At 60.7% G+C, this 13,226-nt stretch carries 14 protein-coding genes, 1 tRNA gene and 1 pseudogene; 9 read left to right on the top strand and 7 right to left on the bottom strand.

All coding sequences use genetic code 11. The annotated features are described in order from the left end of the window. From ACVW1B_RS21970 to ACVW1B_RS21960, 3 genes are read left to right on the top strand one after another with little or no spacing between them, the layout of a single operon-like run. Window positions 1-786: an ABC transporter permease gene (locus ACVW1B_RS21970; RefSeq protein WP_253607741.1), complete on the top strand. Its 786-nt coding sequence runs from the start codon at window positions 1-3 to the stop codon at window positions 784-786. Continuing rightward, on the top strand, window positions 783-1,847 hold the full coding sequence (locus tag ACVW1B_RS21965; protein WP_456822253.1) for an ABC transporter ATP-binding protein: 1,065 nt from the start codon (window positions 783-785) through the stop codon (window positions 1,845-1,847). Before ACVW1B_RS21970 ends, ACVW1B_RS21965 begins: the two co-directional genes overlap by 4 nt. 3 nt (window positions 1,848-1,850) lie before the next feature. After that, window positions 1,851-2,687 carry a phosphodiesterase gene (locus ACVW1B_RS21960; protein WP_456822252.1) on the top strand — a complete coding sequence of 279 codons (837 nt, stop codon included), beginning with the start codon at window positions 1,851-1,853 and terminating at the stop codon, window positions 2,685-2,687. Between the two features lie 219 nt (window positions 2,688-2,906). Here the strand turns inward: ACVW1B_RS21960 and ACVW1B_RS21955 are convergent, their stop codons facing one another. Continuing rightward, complete coding sequence (locus ACVW1B_RS21955) at window positions 2,907-3,059, bottom strand: hypothetical protein (protein WP_225645868.1); 153 nt, start codon at window positions 3,057-3,059, stop codon at window positions 2,907-2,909. Here ACVW1B_RS21955 and ACVW1B_RS21950 point away from each other — a divergent pair. Continuing rightward, on the top strand, window positions 3,049-3,720 hold the full coding sequence (locus tag ACVW1B_RS21950) for a Crp/Fnr family transcriptional regulator (protein ID WP_233442927.1): 672 nt from the start codon (window positions 3,049-3,051) through the stop codon (window positions 3,718-3,720). The two genes, ACVW1B_RS21955 and ACVW1B_RS21950, sit on opposite strands and share 11 nt — an antisense overlap. 119 nt (window positions 3,721-3,839) lie before the next feature. Further along, window positions 3,840-4,121, top strand: coding sequence for a hypothetical protein (locus tag ACVW1B_RS21945; protein WP_253607744.1), 282 nt, complete (start codon window positions 3,840-3,842; stop codon window positions 4,119-4,121). A gap of 64 nt (window positions 4,122-4,185) precedes the next feature. On the opposite strand, the gene ACVW1B_RS21940 is transcribed toward ACVW1B_RS21945, so the two are convergent. Both ACVW1B_RS21940 and ACVW1B_RS21935 read right to left on the bottom strand, forming a co-directional pair. After that, complete coding sequence (locus ACVW1B_RS21940) at window positions 4,186-4,527, bottom strand: amidohydrolase family protein (protein WP_456823060.1); 342 nt, start codon at window positions 4,525-4,527, stop codon at window positions 4,186-4,188. A gap of 76 nt (window positions 4,528-4,603) precedes the next feature. Further along, window positions 4,604-5,281 (bottom strand): annotated as a pseudogene (locus ACVW1B_RS21935) (amidohydrolase family protein); the annotation flags it as partial. A gap of 831 nt (window positions 5,282-6,112) precedes the next feature. Here ACVW1B_RS21935 and ACVW1B_RS21930 point away from each other — a divergent pair. From ACVW1B_RS21930 to ACVW1B_RS21920, 3 genes are all read left to right on the top strand, one after another. Then, the gene (locus ACVW1B_RS21930) at window positions 6,113-6,316 is read left to right on the top strand and encodes a hypothetical protein (RefSeq protein WP_092082946.1); all 204 of its coding nucleotides are present in this window, start codon (window positions 6,113-6,115) and stop codon (window positions 6,314-6,316) included. Between the two features lie 433 nt (window positions 6,317-6,749). Continuing rightward, window positions 6,750-6,956 (top strand): hypothetical protein, encoded by a 207-nt coding sequence (locus ACVW1B_RS21925; RefSeq protein WP_141342846.1) that lies wholly within the window; start codon window positions 6,750-6,752, stop codon window positions 6,954-6,956. Between the two features lie 664 nt (window positions 6,957-7,620). Further along, window positions 7,621-8,040, top strand: coding sequence for a hypothetical protein (locus ACVW1B_RS21920; RefSeq protein WP_456822251.1), 420 nt, complete (start codon window positions 7,621-7,623; stop codon window positions 8,038-8,040). A gap of 432 nt (window positions 8,041-8,472) precedes the next feature. On the opposite strand, the gene ACVW1B_RS21915 is transcribed toward ACVW1B_RS21920, so the two are convergent. Then, window positions 8,473-8,554 (bottom strand) — tRNA-Arg (locus ACVW1B_RS21915). Between ACVW1B_RS21915 and ACVW1B_RS21910 the strand changes: the two genes are divergently transcribed. Further along, a complete protein-coding gene (locus ACVW1B_RS21910; protein ID WP_456822250.1) occupies window positions 8,522-8,932 on the top strand; it encodes a hypothetical protein in 411 nt (136 codons plus the stop codon). The genes ACVW1B_RS21915 and ACVW1B_RS21910 overlap by 33 nt on opposite strands. 185 nt (window positions 8,933-9,117) lie before the next feature. Here ACVW1B_RS21910 and ACVW1B_RS21905 read toward each other — a convergent pair whose 3' ends face one another. The 3 genes from ACVW1B_RS21905 to ACVW1B_RS21895 all read right to left on the bottom strand — a co-directional run bounded on the left by ACVW1B_RS21905 (window position 9,118) and on the right by ACVW1B_RS21895 (window position 12,986). Beyond that, complete coding sequence (locus ACVW1B_RS21905) at window positions 9,118-10,557, bottom strand: IS1182 family transposase (protein WP_253607763.1); 1,440 nt, start codon at window positions 10,555-10,557, stop codon at window positions 9,118-9,120. A 139-nt stretch (window positions 10,558-10,696) separates the two neighbouring features. Continuing rightward, window positions 10,697-11,128: a nuclear transport factor 2 family protein gene (locus ACVW1B_RS21900; RefSeq protein ID WP_168856011.1), complete on the bottom strand. Its 432-nt coding sequence runs from the start codon at window positions 11,126-11,128 to the stop codon at window positions 10,697-10,699. 280 nt (window positions 11,129-11,408) lie between these two features. Next, window positions 11,409-12,986, bottom strand: coding sequence for a winged helix-turn-helix domain-containing protein (locus tag ACVW1B_RS21895; protein ID WP_168856010.1), 1,578 nt, complete (start codon window positions 12,984-12,986; stop codon window positions 11,409-11,411). Window positions 12,987-13,226 lie beyond the last annotated feature (240 nt).

The following is a 13,226-nucleotide window of genomic DNA, read 5'->3' as shown; positions in this document are numbered from 1 at the left end:
ATGCGTGATCGCTTGATCTTCACCGGCCAGTTCATCTTCACGCTGCTCGTTGCCGCCTTCCTGGTCGTCCCCGCGGGGTTGTCGATCTCCGCCGGCGTGACCGTGAACTACTTCCGGGGCATCCAGTCCGGCGTGACCCTGCAATGGGTCGCGCAGGTCTGGGAGCTCTATGCCGGCACCATCCTGCTCTCCTTCGTGATCGCATTCGCGACCCTTGCCGTCACGCTGCTCGCCGGCGTTCCCGCAGCCTATGCGCTGCATGCGCGGGGAGGCCGGCTTGCGCGCATCGTCGAGGAAATCATTACGCTGCCCTTGGCGATCCCCGGGCTTGCGATAGCGCTCGCACTGCTGCTCGCCTATGGCAGCTTCGGCGACTTTCGCCGTTCCTGGCTGTTCATCCTGGTTGGCCACGTGGTCTTCACCATGCCGTTCATGGTGCGGTCGGTGATGGCGGTGTTCGCGACCGTGGACATCAAGACGCTGGATGAGGGGGCGGCCTCGCTCGGGGCATCGCCATGGCGACGCTTCCGCGACGTCATCGTGCCGAACGCGCTACCCGGAATTCTCGCCGGCGCGCTAATGGTGGTCACGCTGTCGCTCGGTGAATTCAACCTGACCTGGATGCTGCATACGCCGTTGACGAAGACACTGCCGATCGGGCTCGCCGACAGCTACGCCTCGATGCGGCTCGAAGTGGCGTCGGCCTATACGTTGATCTTCTTCGTGATGATCATTCCGCTGCTGGTCGCAATGCAGCTATTGGCCGACAGGGATCACAAGCGATGAGCACGGTCGGGCATGGCGCAGCGGTGCGGATCGAGGCGTGCGGCAAGACCTTTGCCGACGGCACGCGCGCGCTCGATCCCGCGACCCTCGACATTGCGCGTGGCGAGACGCTGGTGCTGCTTGGGCCGTCCGGCTGCGGCAAGACGACGATGCTGCGCATCATCGCAGGCCTCGAGCTGCCGGATGTCGGCGGCAAGGTCCTGTTCGACGGCAAGGACATGACCTCGGTCCCGATCGAGCGGCGCAATGTCGGGATGGTGTTCCAGTCCTACGCCCTGTTCCCCAACATGACGGTGGCGGACAATATCGCCTACGGGCTGAAGATCCGCGGTGTTGCCAGGGGCGAGCGTGCCGCACGCGTCGCCGAGCTGGTTGCTCTGACGAACATCACGGGATTGGAGAATCGCCGCATCGACCAGCTTTCGGGCGGCCAGCGTCAGCGCGTCGCACTGGCGCGCGCCGTCGCGATCCGGCCCGGCATCTTGCTGCTCGACGAGCCCTTGACCGCGCTCGACGCCGCGTTGCGGGACCGGCTGCGCAGCGAGCTCAACCGGCTGTTGCGAGCGCTTGGGATCACGACGATCTATGTCACCCACGATCAGTCCGAAGCCATGGAATTGGGCGACCGGATTGTCGTGATGCGGAAAGGCGCAATCGCCCAGATCGGTACGCCCCGCGAGGTCTACTTCGCGCCGAAGGACCGGTTTGTGGCGGAGTTCATCGGAGCGGCGAACATTGTAGAGGCTCCGGTCGAGAACGGGGCATTGATCCTGCCCGGCGGGCGACTGCCGATCGAGGGTGCAGCTACGACCGCGAACGCGACCGTCATGATCCGCCCCGAAACCATTCGCGTGACGGAGGCGGGCGAGGGTTTGCTCTCGGGACTCGTCGATTCCGTCAGCTTCATCGGCGACCGGCAGCGGCTCGTCGTGAGTGATGCATCGGGCAAGCCGCTCAATGTCGACGCTCCCAACACGATTCAAGCCAGGATCGGCGATCGTGTCGGGCTTTCGATTGCGCCCGACGCTGTCCGTCTGCTTCCCTCCGAACCACGAGATTGATCGATGCCGTCGAAACCGGTCCTCATCGCCCAGATTTCCGACCTCCACATCAAGCCGCCGGGAGCCTTGGCCTATGGCCGGGTCGATACCGCGAAGGCGCTTGAACGCTGCGTGGCGGCGATCAATGGATTCGAGCCGGCGCCCGATTTCGTCGTCATCTCGGGCGACCTTGTCGATACGCCGTCGGTCGAGGAATACGACCATCTCAAACGACTGCTCGCGCCGTTGCGCGTTCCGTTTGCCGGAATTCCCGGCAATCACGACTCGCGTGCGTGGATGCGCGCCGCGTTTCCTGCCGCACCCTATGTTCACGCGACAGGCCCGCTCGACCAGGAGATCGAGGTGAATTGCCTCGATCTGCTGCTGCTTGATTCAAGCGTTGCCGGGAAGCCTCATGGCATGCTCGAGCCGTCGACGCTGCAATGGCTGGACGCGACACTGGCGGCAGCAGACCGGCCCGCGCTGCTTTTCCTGCATCACCCGCCGTTCAAGGGCGGCATCTGGCACATGGACCGTCAGGACCTTTTCGATGCCGCAGAACTGGCAGCAATCGTCAGGCGCCATCCGCGGGTGCGTTTGATCGGCTGCGGGCACGTCCATCGTGCCATGCTGACCTCCTTCGCCGGGATTCCCGCGACATTGTGCCCCGCGCCGAACCATGCGGTTGACCTGGACCTCGGACAGCTCCGCGAACCGTCGTTCAAGGTGGAACCGCCGGCATTTCACTTGCACACGTGGTTTCCCGGACCGGATTTTGGACAGTTGGTCACGCACCAGGTCCCGATCGGTCAGTTTGACGGGCCGCATCCGTTCTTTGGGCCAGACGGCAAGCTGCTGTGAGCTGGCCGCGTTGACCCCTCGCGCCGACGGGATCTTGCCAGGCGAGATTGTCGCGGATCGGCCGGGCATGTCAGATCAAGGGCAGCGCGCAGCTGCAATTGAGCGTTGCATCGACACAGATTTATTCCAAATTGTACCTTGGATGCCTTCCATCCCAACTGCGCCGGCCCGGACCTTTGTTGCTGTAGGGCCCCGGGGGGGCTATACTTCCGTCTGCTTTCATTGATCGATGGCTTTGTCGGCGTCCGCTGTGCTGGCGGGCCGATTGAACGCAACACAATCAGTCTGGATCACGATGACCGGTGCGTCGCCCATAGAACGAACTTCCGGCGCGCCGTTGTTTTCGAACAACAAGCTGTCGGTGTTGCGCAAGCATCCCTATTTCGCCGATCTCGAGCCCGAGGCATTCGATCAGCTCTGCCGCTACGCCAAGCACACCACGCTGAAGCGGGGCACGACGATCTTTTCCAAGGGCGATCCGGGCACCAGCCTGATTGCGGTGATCTCGGGCACGGTCAAGATCAGCATCTCGTCGCCGGATGGTCGCAACGCGATTTTGAACCTGATCGAGGCCGGCGAGATCTTCGGCGAGATCGCGCTGCTCGACGGCTTGTCGCGGACGGCCGATGCCACCGCCAACACCAATTGCGAGCTGTTCGTCATTGACCGGCGCGAGTTCATTCCGTTCGTGCGCAGCCAGCCGACGCTTGCGATGAAGTTCATCGAGCTGCTTTGCGAAAGACTGCGCCGGACCAGCGATCAGGTCGAGCAGGTCATCCTGCAGAACCTGCCCGGCCGTCTGGCCAGCGCGCTGCTGCGCCTGAGCGACAAGCACAAGCCGCAGGGGCGCACCATCTCGATCACTCAGCAGGAGATCAGCGAGATGGTCGGGATGACGCGCGAGAGCATCAACAAGCAGCTCCGGGCGTGGGCAATACGCGGTTGGGTCAGGCTCGAGCATGGCGCGATCGTCGTGTTGAAGCGCGAGACCCTCCAGGAGCTGGTCGACGCCGGGGCGAACGACGGCGAGTAGTCGCGCCGGCCGCCCGGTCGGTCGCGCATTTCACGAAACGGTGAGCTGAACAGGCCTGTGAAGCCATTCACATCGGCCTTGCACGCGCTGCGGTAAGTGACGCGTCAGGGGAGCACAATATGGACGAATCCATGCAGAGCTCTTTCGACAAGCGACGGCAGGACCCACAGCACAATTACCAGAGCTTTAGCATCAAGCTTGTCGCGCTGCCGGTGCTTGTCGTCGTTGCGCTGATCGGGATGCTGGTCAGTCATCCGGCGGCGGTCAGATGGATATCGGACGCGACGCAAGCGGAGTTCGTCGGAACCGACACCGTCTACACTGATCCGATACCCAATATCGCGCAGGTGGCACCAACGGTTCGGCCGGGCAGCGAGATCCGGACGGTGAAGGCCTACTGATCGTTGATACTGTCGTTGCGCGGCAAGGCGCGACGACAGCCGCTTGTCCAGCAGCAAGCCGCCTTCACGCGGCTACTCCAAGCAGCTTTGCTGCGGTCCGCCCGAGAATATTGGCCTTGTCATCGTCGCTTAGCGACGACGAGGCGAAGATGTGGTCGACCGCTGCCAGTTGCCATGGATAGGGATAGTCGCTTCCCAGCACGATCTGGCCGGCGCCAACCTGGGCGGCGAGGTGCCTGATCGCCTCCGGCGTGAAGATCAGAGAGTCGAAATAAATCTGCTTGAGATACTCCGCCGGCGCCTTCTGGAGCTTGATCTCCGGATTGCATCCCTTGGGTCCAACCAGACAGGCATGGTCCGAGCGGTCGGCGTACGAGCCGAGATAACCGCCGCCATGTGCGGCGATGATTTTCAGTCCCGGGGAAGCGGTCGAGCGTGCCTTCGAAGATCAAATGGGAGAGTGCGATCGTGGTCTCGAGCGGATTGCCGATCGTGTTGCCAAGCCACCCATTGCCGGAGAGCCGCTTGTTGAGCTCGGGCACGCCCTGCGGATGGATGAACAGGGGAACGCCGAGTTCCTCGGCCTTGGCCCATACCGGATGAAACTTCGGATTTGAGAATTCGGCGCCGTCGACGACACCGCCGATCGCAGCGCCCTTCAGCCCCTGCTTTTTCACCGCCGTTTCCAGCTCCTGCACCGCAAGGTCCGGTGCCTGCAGCGTCAGCGAGGCGAACGCCGCGAACCGGTCGGGCTTCGAGGCACAGAGTTCGGCGAGCTTTTCATTCTGGATTTTCACGATCTTTCCGGCCAGATCGCGGTCGCGGTCGTACCAGAACGGATTGATCGAAAGCACCTCCATGTCGATGGCCTGCGCGTCCATCGCAGCCAGCCGCTTGTCGATCTCGATGAAGGCTTCCGCGGCGCCGTTGACCGGCGGCAGTTGATATTTTCCGGCGTCCGCGCCGAGCAGCGCGCCCGCCTCGCGGAAATGGCAATGCGCGTGAATGTCGATCGTCTTGACACGTTTGCCGTTGACCGTGACCGGCAACTGCTGGCGCGATTGCTGCGCATTTGCGTTGTGGACGAGCCCGCAGCCGCAGAACACGATGCCTGCCGCCGCATTTGCTCCCGCCTTCAGGAAATCCCGCCTTGTAGTCATGACGATCGCCTCCCTGGTTGTTTTGTTATAGGGGGAGCGTAGGGATGCTGGCTCGTGCTCGCAAGATCACACGCTGTGCGTGTCGCGCAATGTTGATCTGCTCTGACCGGTTTGATTCCCGCCTTTGCGATGATGTCGCGCCATTTCGGCACTTCGTCTGCAATACGCCTGCGCATGCCATCGCGCTGTTTGCGGGCAAGTCGCCGTGTAATGGATAGCATTCAGTCAGATCGGCAATGCGTCACCCTCGCTCGACTTTGATCAGGCCGCGAACACGACAACGCCAATATCACGACCGCACCGTTCAGTATGCAAGTGAAGGCATTGATCACTATCGCCACTTTCGCGAGCGCTTTTCGAGCGGATTGGCGCCGCCAGCAATCTCGCTGGATCAAAGGCCACTTAGCCCTCTCGCGATTTCGCGCGGATGCCGGACATCAAAGGTTTTCTGGCGCCACCCCCAAAATCGTGAATTCCCCGTCGGACTGAAACCGCGACAGATCGCCGTCCGTCGCCATCCGCTTGTTCATCATCCACTAACCTTGCGCTTTCACCGCATTTGCTAGCTGCCAACGCTGTGAAAATGCCCGGCCAATCAAGACGAATCTCCTGGTAACGATAGCGGGATTTCCTCAAGAGCCGACGCGATCCAGCGGTGTGCGGCGGAGCCGCGTGCTCCGTTGGCGGAACGGAACGGCGATTTCATGCTAGAATGAAAGAAGCGAGGCCGAAATAGGGTCTGCTTACGCCGAAGCCGACCAGACGCGAGCACTGCCTCGTCTAAGCAACAAGGAAACGTCCTCGTGAGAGACGGGTTCGATGGGAGGGAAAATGGACCGAAACCTTGTGATCCTGAATGTGACTGGTTCGGAGACGATGTTGCGTTCCGACGGACATGCTGCCATTCGTCTGGAAACTAAGGAGATGGGCCCCGTCGCCTTCGAGGTGAGCCTTCAAGCAATTGCCGCACTTCGTCGCCACTTGGCGCGAGCCGAAATACACATTCTGCAGAGTCAGAATCAGACCAAAAACTGACTATCTTCGGCAGACGTGACTAAGGTGGCTATCAGATTACCCCCTGAGGCCCGAGGGCGGGAATCCAGTCGGAGGCGCCTGCAAGTCTACTGGTGGTGTTACCGACGCAAATAGACCGGTGCCGTCTTGAAGACGACGGTACGTTCGCCGTGCGACTTCTTATCGTTTGACGAACGGCGTTGACCGCAGCGGATTTTTGATTCCGCCATTCGGAGGTTCGATTCCTCCCGCTATCAGGCAAGCGCCTGAAAATGCATGAGAATAGGCCCAAAATGGCTGACTTCTACGGATCGCGTCGGTCTCCGTCATCTCGGCGTTTACTGCTTCCGAGCCCAGACGGCCGAAAGTCTCCCGCCGTGTCCCCGGAAGTTCCCATTTTGGCGAGCGACCCGGCGGAGACTGATTCGATCAAGACTGCCACCCGACCCGGCAGTTGGCCGATCAGGTTGACCGACAATCTAGGGATATGACTCTCGTCCCTCGCATCGTGGAGGCGGTCAACACGAACTTGCCTAGCTACTATCGGACGCTGCAGAATATTGCGACAAGAAATGGCTTTGCTTACTCTGGCGAGTTGCGACGCGAAAACTACGAAGCGATGTATGCCGTTGCAGAAAAATACGGCAAGCTGAATCGTTGATCCCGAGATATGGTGTGCCGCTCTGGGAGCAGGGAATGACGGCCTACCTTAAGACATCGCCGCCGAACGACCGGCGCATATGCGGCGCCGGCTGCGTCGCATTAAAGAATGGCGCAGAGCGCACTTCTGTCGGTTATTGGACGGGCCAGACCGCGATACGGCGATCAGTGCGGCGCGGCTCTACCTTGAAGTTGGTGCGCGGCGCATGGCGGTGAGCGGGGGCTTGTTTAGCGAACCTTGGTAGGTTTGCTCATCTCCGCAAGCCCACCAGCAGTAATGCGATAGCTGACCTTTCCGTTGGCCTCTCGGGCTTCAATCCATCCGTGGCGAAGTAGGGTCAGTTTTAACTTTGCCTGATCTGGCAGATCTGCAGCATGGACCCAATCACCGCTCCGAAGGTGCTCCAGAAATTGTCGATGGCGATGGTTGAACAACGTGGCCAAGCCAAGCCCAAATAGCAAAAATCGTTCGCGGATTGAGAGTGGACGAATCCAGCAGTCCAGACATCATGGGCCTCGAAGGCCAATCCGTCGTGATCTAAATGGGTTACAGATGCGGGTTCGCGCCATGAAAACACGGCGACAGACCATCCCTGACGCGACAGAGTGAGTTGTTGAACACAACCGAATGCGTCAAGCGGGCTCGTATATTTGGGAGAGCGTTCATGAGATTCTCTTTTCTCGGTATCGCAATGGTCGGAATCGTGGTCGGGACACAGGCAAAGGCAGGCGCTAGCGGGGATTACGAGGTCGACTATTACGCGGAGCGACAGCTTCTGACGCAGGTCGGAACGTTTTACAAGCCATGCGGAACCGGCGCCGCCACAATGACCGGGCAACGAACGCACTACTTCAAGAAGTCGCAATCATCATGTCTGGACACTGGGGGACATCCGCCGCCAGCGACGATAAGCTGCCGCTTCACCCAAGCGGGTTGCACAGACGCTCTCGCACATGCGTTTCCACTCATCCCTCACGCACCCGGCTTCAGCCTGAGCATGGGTGGTGCACCGGCGTTGTTTCAAGCCAGCGCCGCTGACCAGGAGCTTTATAAGAGAAACCAGCGCGATTCCGGTGTGAAGTAAAATCGCATGGCGGCGGGGCTCTGGTCCCGATCTCCGAATGAAGATTGAGTCAATCGATCCGGACGTGGAAACGTTCGTATAGCGACACCGAGACACCCAAAGCGCGTCCGCGACGGGCTTTGACGAATATCCACCGGTACGATCGTATCACGAGCTCACCGCTCGTGGCCGCGAGCCAAAGCAAGGGCAAGACCCATGATTTGGCTTTACGTTCTTGATGCTGCTTATAGCGTCGATCAAGAACTACCGTCGTTGATTGGGATGGGGTCGGAGAAATCCGGCCCCATTTTCTTTACCGGAGGTGATGACGAGGGCGCCGCCTGGAGGGGGATAAGCACCGATCAGTTACGGTATTGTTTACCCAGCCGTTTACCCAGCGCGAAAATCGCCATCTATGGGTAGATGCAGCGTCAGCTAAGTGATTGATTTCATTGGCGCGCTTGGAGAGATTCGAACTCCCGACCCTCGGAATCGAAATCCGATGCTCACGGATGTTCGCGTTCCACAAGGTCGCGGCGCGGAAACCGAAGCTCACATCAACGAGGCGCTTCGCCTTTCTCCGCGCGACACCCTCGCCAACCGATGGCTCGCATGGATCGGGATTGCCGAGGTGGCGCTTAATGCCGACACCGAAGCAATTGCCGGGCTGCGTCGGAGCCTTGAGGCAAACCGGAATTTCTCCATAGTGCACTTCCAGCTCGCGGCAGTGCTCGCGCGGCTGGGGACGATCGAAGAGGCGCGCGCCACAGCTCAGGCAGGACTTGCACTCGATCCACTATTTACCATTCGCCGCTTCCGTACTGCCAACACGTGGATCGACAATCCGGCGGTTCTTGCCGGACGCGAGCGTCAGTGCGAGGGTTTGCGGTTGGCAGGGGTTCCTGAAGGATGACAACGGCTGAAGCTGAAGCGCCGGATCTTGTCTGCCGTTGGCCCACAGCTGACCGCCTGTAAGACTATCGGGACCGTCGGCTCTTCGTGGTGAACCGGAAGTCACACGGCTTGGTCGCCGCGGGCGGCTTTTGACTTTGGTCGTGTAAAAACGCCAGTCCCGAGGCAGTCGGGACTGGATTGGTGTCATGCCGCGATCGCAGCCATCAGCGGCTTGATCCCGACGATGTTCATGACCCGTGTCAGATTGTAGGCCAGGACGGAGAGCGCCATTTCGGCCGCCACTTTCGGAAGCGTTTTGGTGAGGAAGTGTGTCGCTCCCATGCGGGCCTTCATGGTGCCGAACGGATGCTCGACAGTTTCGCGGCGCTGACGCATGGCGTGCGGGCTTGCATCAAGGCGCTGCTGCACAGCCTCGAGCAGATGCTCATGCTCCCATCGCGTAATCCGCCGTTCTGACCCAGGCGTGCATTGGGTCTTGAGCGAACAGCTTTGACAGGCCGTGGTCCAGTAGCGCCGCAGCACCTTGCTGTCTTCTTCATTCGTATAGCGATATGATAGCCGCTCCCCGGCCGGGCAGCGATAGACGTCCTCCTCTGGCAAATAGGCAAAGTCCTGTTTACCGAAGCGTCCGTCTGCCTTAGCGCCGGACGTTAGCGGTTTGGGCAGAGTTACCGTGATGCCCGCTTCGTGGCACGCAAGGATCTCTGGGCTGTTGAAGTAGCCGCGATCGGCTACAGCTTCGAGCGTCTCAGTCTTCAGAACAGCCTTCGCCCGCTTGGCCATATTGGCAAGTTGTGCCCGATCCGAGCCGCTGTTCGTCACCTCGTGCGTCACAATCAGATGGTGTTCGGTGTCTACGGCGACCTGTACGTTGTAGCCGACAACACCAGAGCCGCGCCCGCTCGTCGCCATCGAGCGGCTGTCGGGGTCGGTCAGGGAGATTTGCTGGTCGGGTGACGCAAGCATCTGCTTCTCGTAGACGGCAAGCTTGCCCATTTCCTCCTTCAGTTTCGTCAGCTTCTCGGTAAGCCTCGTCACCTTCGTGGCCAGGGCCTCGGTCGGCTCCTGGCGGTCGGCCGTGTCAAGTTGGCTCAGATAGCGCGCGACGCTCTCCTCCAACTGAGCACGCCGTCGCTCCATCTTCGCGCGCGTGAAGTTCCTGTCCCGGTTGTTCACGGCCTTGAACTTGCTGCCATCGATGGCGACGCTCGCCGTCGCCAGCAGACCCATCTCTCGGCAGAGTTCGACGAAGCGCGCACATACCCTGCGCAGCGCCAGGCCGTTGTCCTTGCGGAAGTCCGCAATCGTCTTGTGATCGGGAGCGAGCCGACCCAGCAGCCACATCACCTCGACGTTGCGCCCGGCCTCTCGTTCCAGCCGCCGGCTCGACTGTACCCGGTTCAGATAACCGTAAATGTAAAGCTTCAGGAGCACCGAGGGATGGTACGACGGCCGACCGGTGGCCGCCGGCTCCACACCCTCAAAGCCCATCTCAGCCAAACCGAGCGCATCGACAAATACGTCGATCACGCGAACAGGGTTGCTCTCGTCAATGAAGTCATCGAGGCATTCGGGCAACAGCGACCGCTGTCCACGATCCGCCTCTTCAACGAAGCGCCTCATCGATTCCCCCAAAGAATCACAGGAGAATCATAACAGCAGCCCAGCGTTTTCACACAGCCAGGACTCGGAGCGGACTCGTTGGCCTCCGTGGCTGGATCTTCGGCACAGTGGATGGCCTAAACGCGGCTTTGCCCATCGGTCAGCGTATGATCGGCTTGCGATACACGTCCTTCGTAGCGATTTTGCCACCTTCGAACGTGTAGTGCTCGATACCGTGTTGCTCCCGGCGCTCGCCGGTTGAGCGTACAATCTCGCTAACGCCGAATGTCATGAAGGAAACGACGGGAAGGTGATGATAGACGATCTCATGGAAGCGGCTTGTCGCGAAAAAGGTCTTCTTCTCCTCGAGGTGCTTGAGGATGGCCTCACGCCCCACGAGTACAACTTCCGGCGAAACCCCATCGTGATATCGCCAGACGAACTCCGGGGAGACAACTCTGTAAAGCGCCTCCATATCGTGTTTGAACAACGCGCGAGCAAACTCTTCAAACAGCGCGTCGCGCTCAGCAGGTGTTGGGATCTCCATAGGCTCATCCGATTTGTGGCCGGCGATTACTTCAAAATAGAACATCAGGACGGGGCTCTCCAGCGCTATGACTATCCTCTCAACCGGCTACCGGCCTCTCGGCTCTTGCTCCCGCGCAGCGGGCTGGAGCGCAGCGACTTTGTGCCGTGGCCCATCGCTTCCGTTGGCGCGTCGCAAGGAGATGTCCGGTGCCGTGGGTAAACCGGAAAAACCCGGGCGGTGGTCGAAACGGCGCTTTTGACCCATCTGCGACATTGCGGCTGGCGGGGAGGGGTTTTGTCGGTCATCCTGATTTGTGGTACTTTGAGCCCAGGAAGAGCACAAGCTAACTCAAGCCGGCCCGGCGGAAGGCTTCCAGATAGTGCTCGCGGTCGGCCTCGTATTTGAACGGCAAGTTCTTCCCGATCCAGGCTAGGGAGAAATCGGGCTGTCTGCGGAGCAGTTCCTGCAATGCAGCCGTGGCGATTTCGCCTCGTCCGGCCATCGCAGCCGCCGCAGTCAGCATGCGGTAGCCGGAGACATGATCGGTGCGAAGCCGAATGCTGGCTCCGGCCAGGCGCATCGCCTCCTCGTAATTTCGTCCGACCAACTGGGCATGGGCGGCGATGCCGTTGTAGATCGCCGCAAATGGATCGCGCGGGCTGAGGCGCAACGCCTTCGTGGTGGCGACGCCGGCTTCCTCCCAGTGGCCGCTGAACGTCAGCGCCAGGCCGTACACGCTAAGTGCCAGCGCAAAGCTTGGATTGAGCTTCAGCGCCAGCTCAAACTCGCCAAGCGCTTCGTCGAAACGTCGCAGCAGCACATGAACGCAACCCAGCGCATGATGCGCCCAGGGATCCTCGCTGTCGGCGCGGACTGCCGCCAGCGCCGCGCGTTCGGCAATCGGCACCGACGTCGCCATCTCGCTCCAGCCATTGTAGGCGCAAAAGGTGTGGCTGGCGGACAGAACGGCAAGCGCTTGTCCGTAGTACGGATCGATCGCAATAGCCTTCTCCAGCAGCTCCTGGGCTTTGACATAGTCGGCTGGCGTGATCCGCCAGAAATGCGACATCGCCCGCATCACCAGACCCCAGGCGTCCATGCTGTCCGGGGTCTTGCGTTTGGAGTGAAAATGCTCCGCCGCATAGAGCTGCGGCTCGATCGACGCAACGATCGCCTCGGTGATCTCGTCCTGCACGGCAAACACATCGGCGAGGCTGCGATCGTAACGTTCCGCCCACAGGTGGCTTCCGGTGGCGACGTCGTTGAGCTGCGCGGTGATGCGCACGCGATCGCCTTCCTTGCGCACGCTGCCTTCGATGACATAACCGACGCCGAGGGTCTCCCCGACCTCTTTGATGTTGACCGACTTGCCCTTGTAAGCGAACGACGAGTTGCGCGCGATCACGAAGAACCAGCGCAGCTTCGAGAGCGCGGTAATGAGGTCCTCGCTGATGCCGTCGGAGAAATAATCCTGGTCCGGATCGTCGCTCATGTTGGCAAAAGGCAGCACGGCGATGGCGGGACGGTCAGGCAGAGGTAATGCCGCAATTCGCTCGCTGGATTCGTTCAAGTCCGGCTCCGCGCAAAGCTCTCCGAGCTCGTCGTCCATCGGCGGCGTGCGCACTTCGCCGACGAAGCGCAGACCCTTGCGCGAAATGGTGCGGATCAGCTTCTGCTGCTGGCCGCTGTCGCCGACCGCCTTGCGCACGGCATAGACGCGGCTGGTCAGCGTCGCATCCGAGGTGACGCGGCCGCCCCACACCGAAGCAACTAGATCGTCCTTGGTGACGACGCGATCGCGATTCTCGATCAGGTAGAGCAGAAGGTCGTAGACCTGGGGCTCGACTGCAATCAGTTCAGACCTGAGCCGCAGCTCGCGGGCGCTGGTATCAAGCACGTAATCGGCGAAATGAAACTGCATGCTCGTATCCTGGACCGGACTGCCGCAACGGCCTGTCGCGATTTGGACCGCATCGACCGTGGTTGCAACCGTCTTTGGTGCGCCGCGGCGCGTGTTTGCCGCGTCCGGCTGGGGGCTCAGGCGATCACGGCCCGATCACGGCCCGATCACAATAGCACAATCAGGAAATCAGCAGGGCTTCTTCAGGCAAATCACGGCGTTCTCAAGACCGGCTTCAAGCCTGTCATCCTCTTCGCGGCT

The sequence above is a fragment of the Bradyrhizobium sp. USDA 4502 genome, assembly GCF_054063355.1.
The sequence above is the reverse complement of the archived record's forward strand: the minus strand, read 5'-3'. Positions and strand labels throughout refer to the sequence as shown.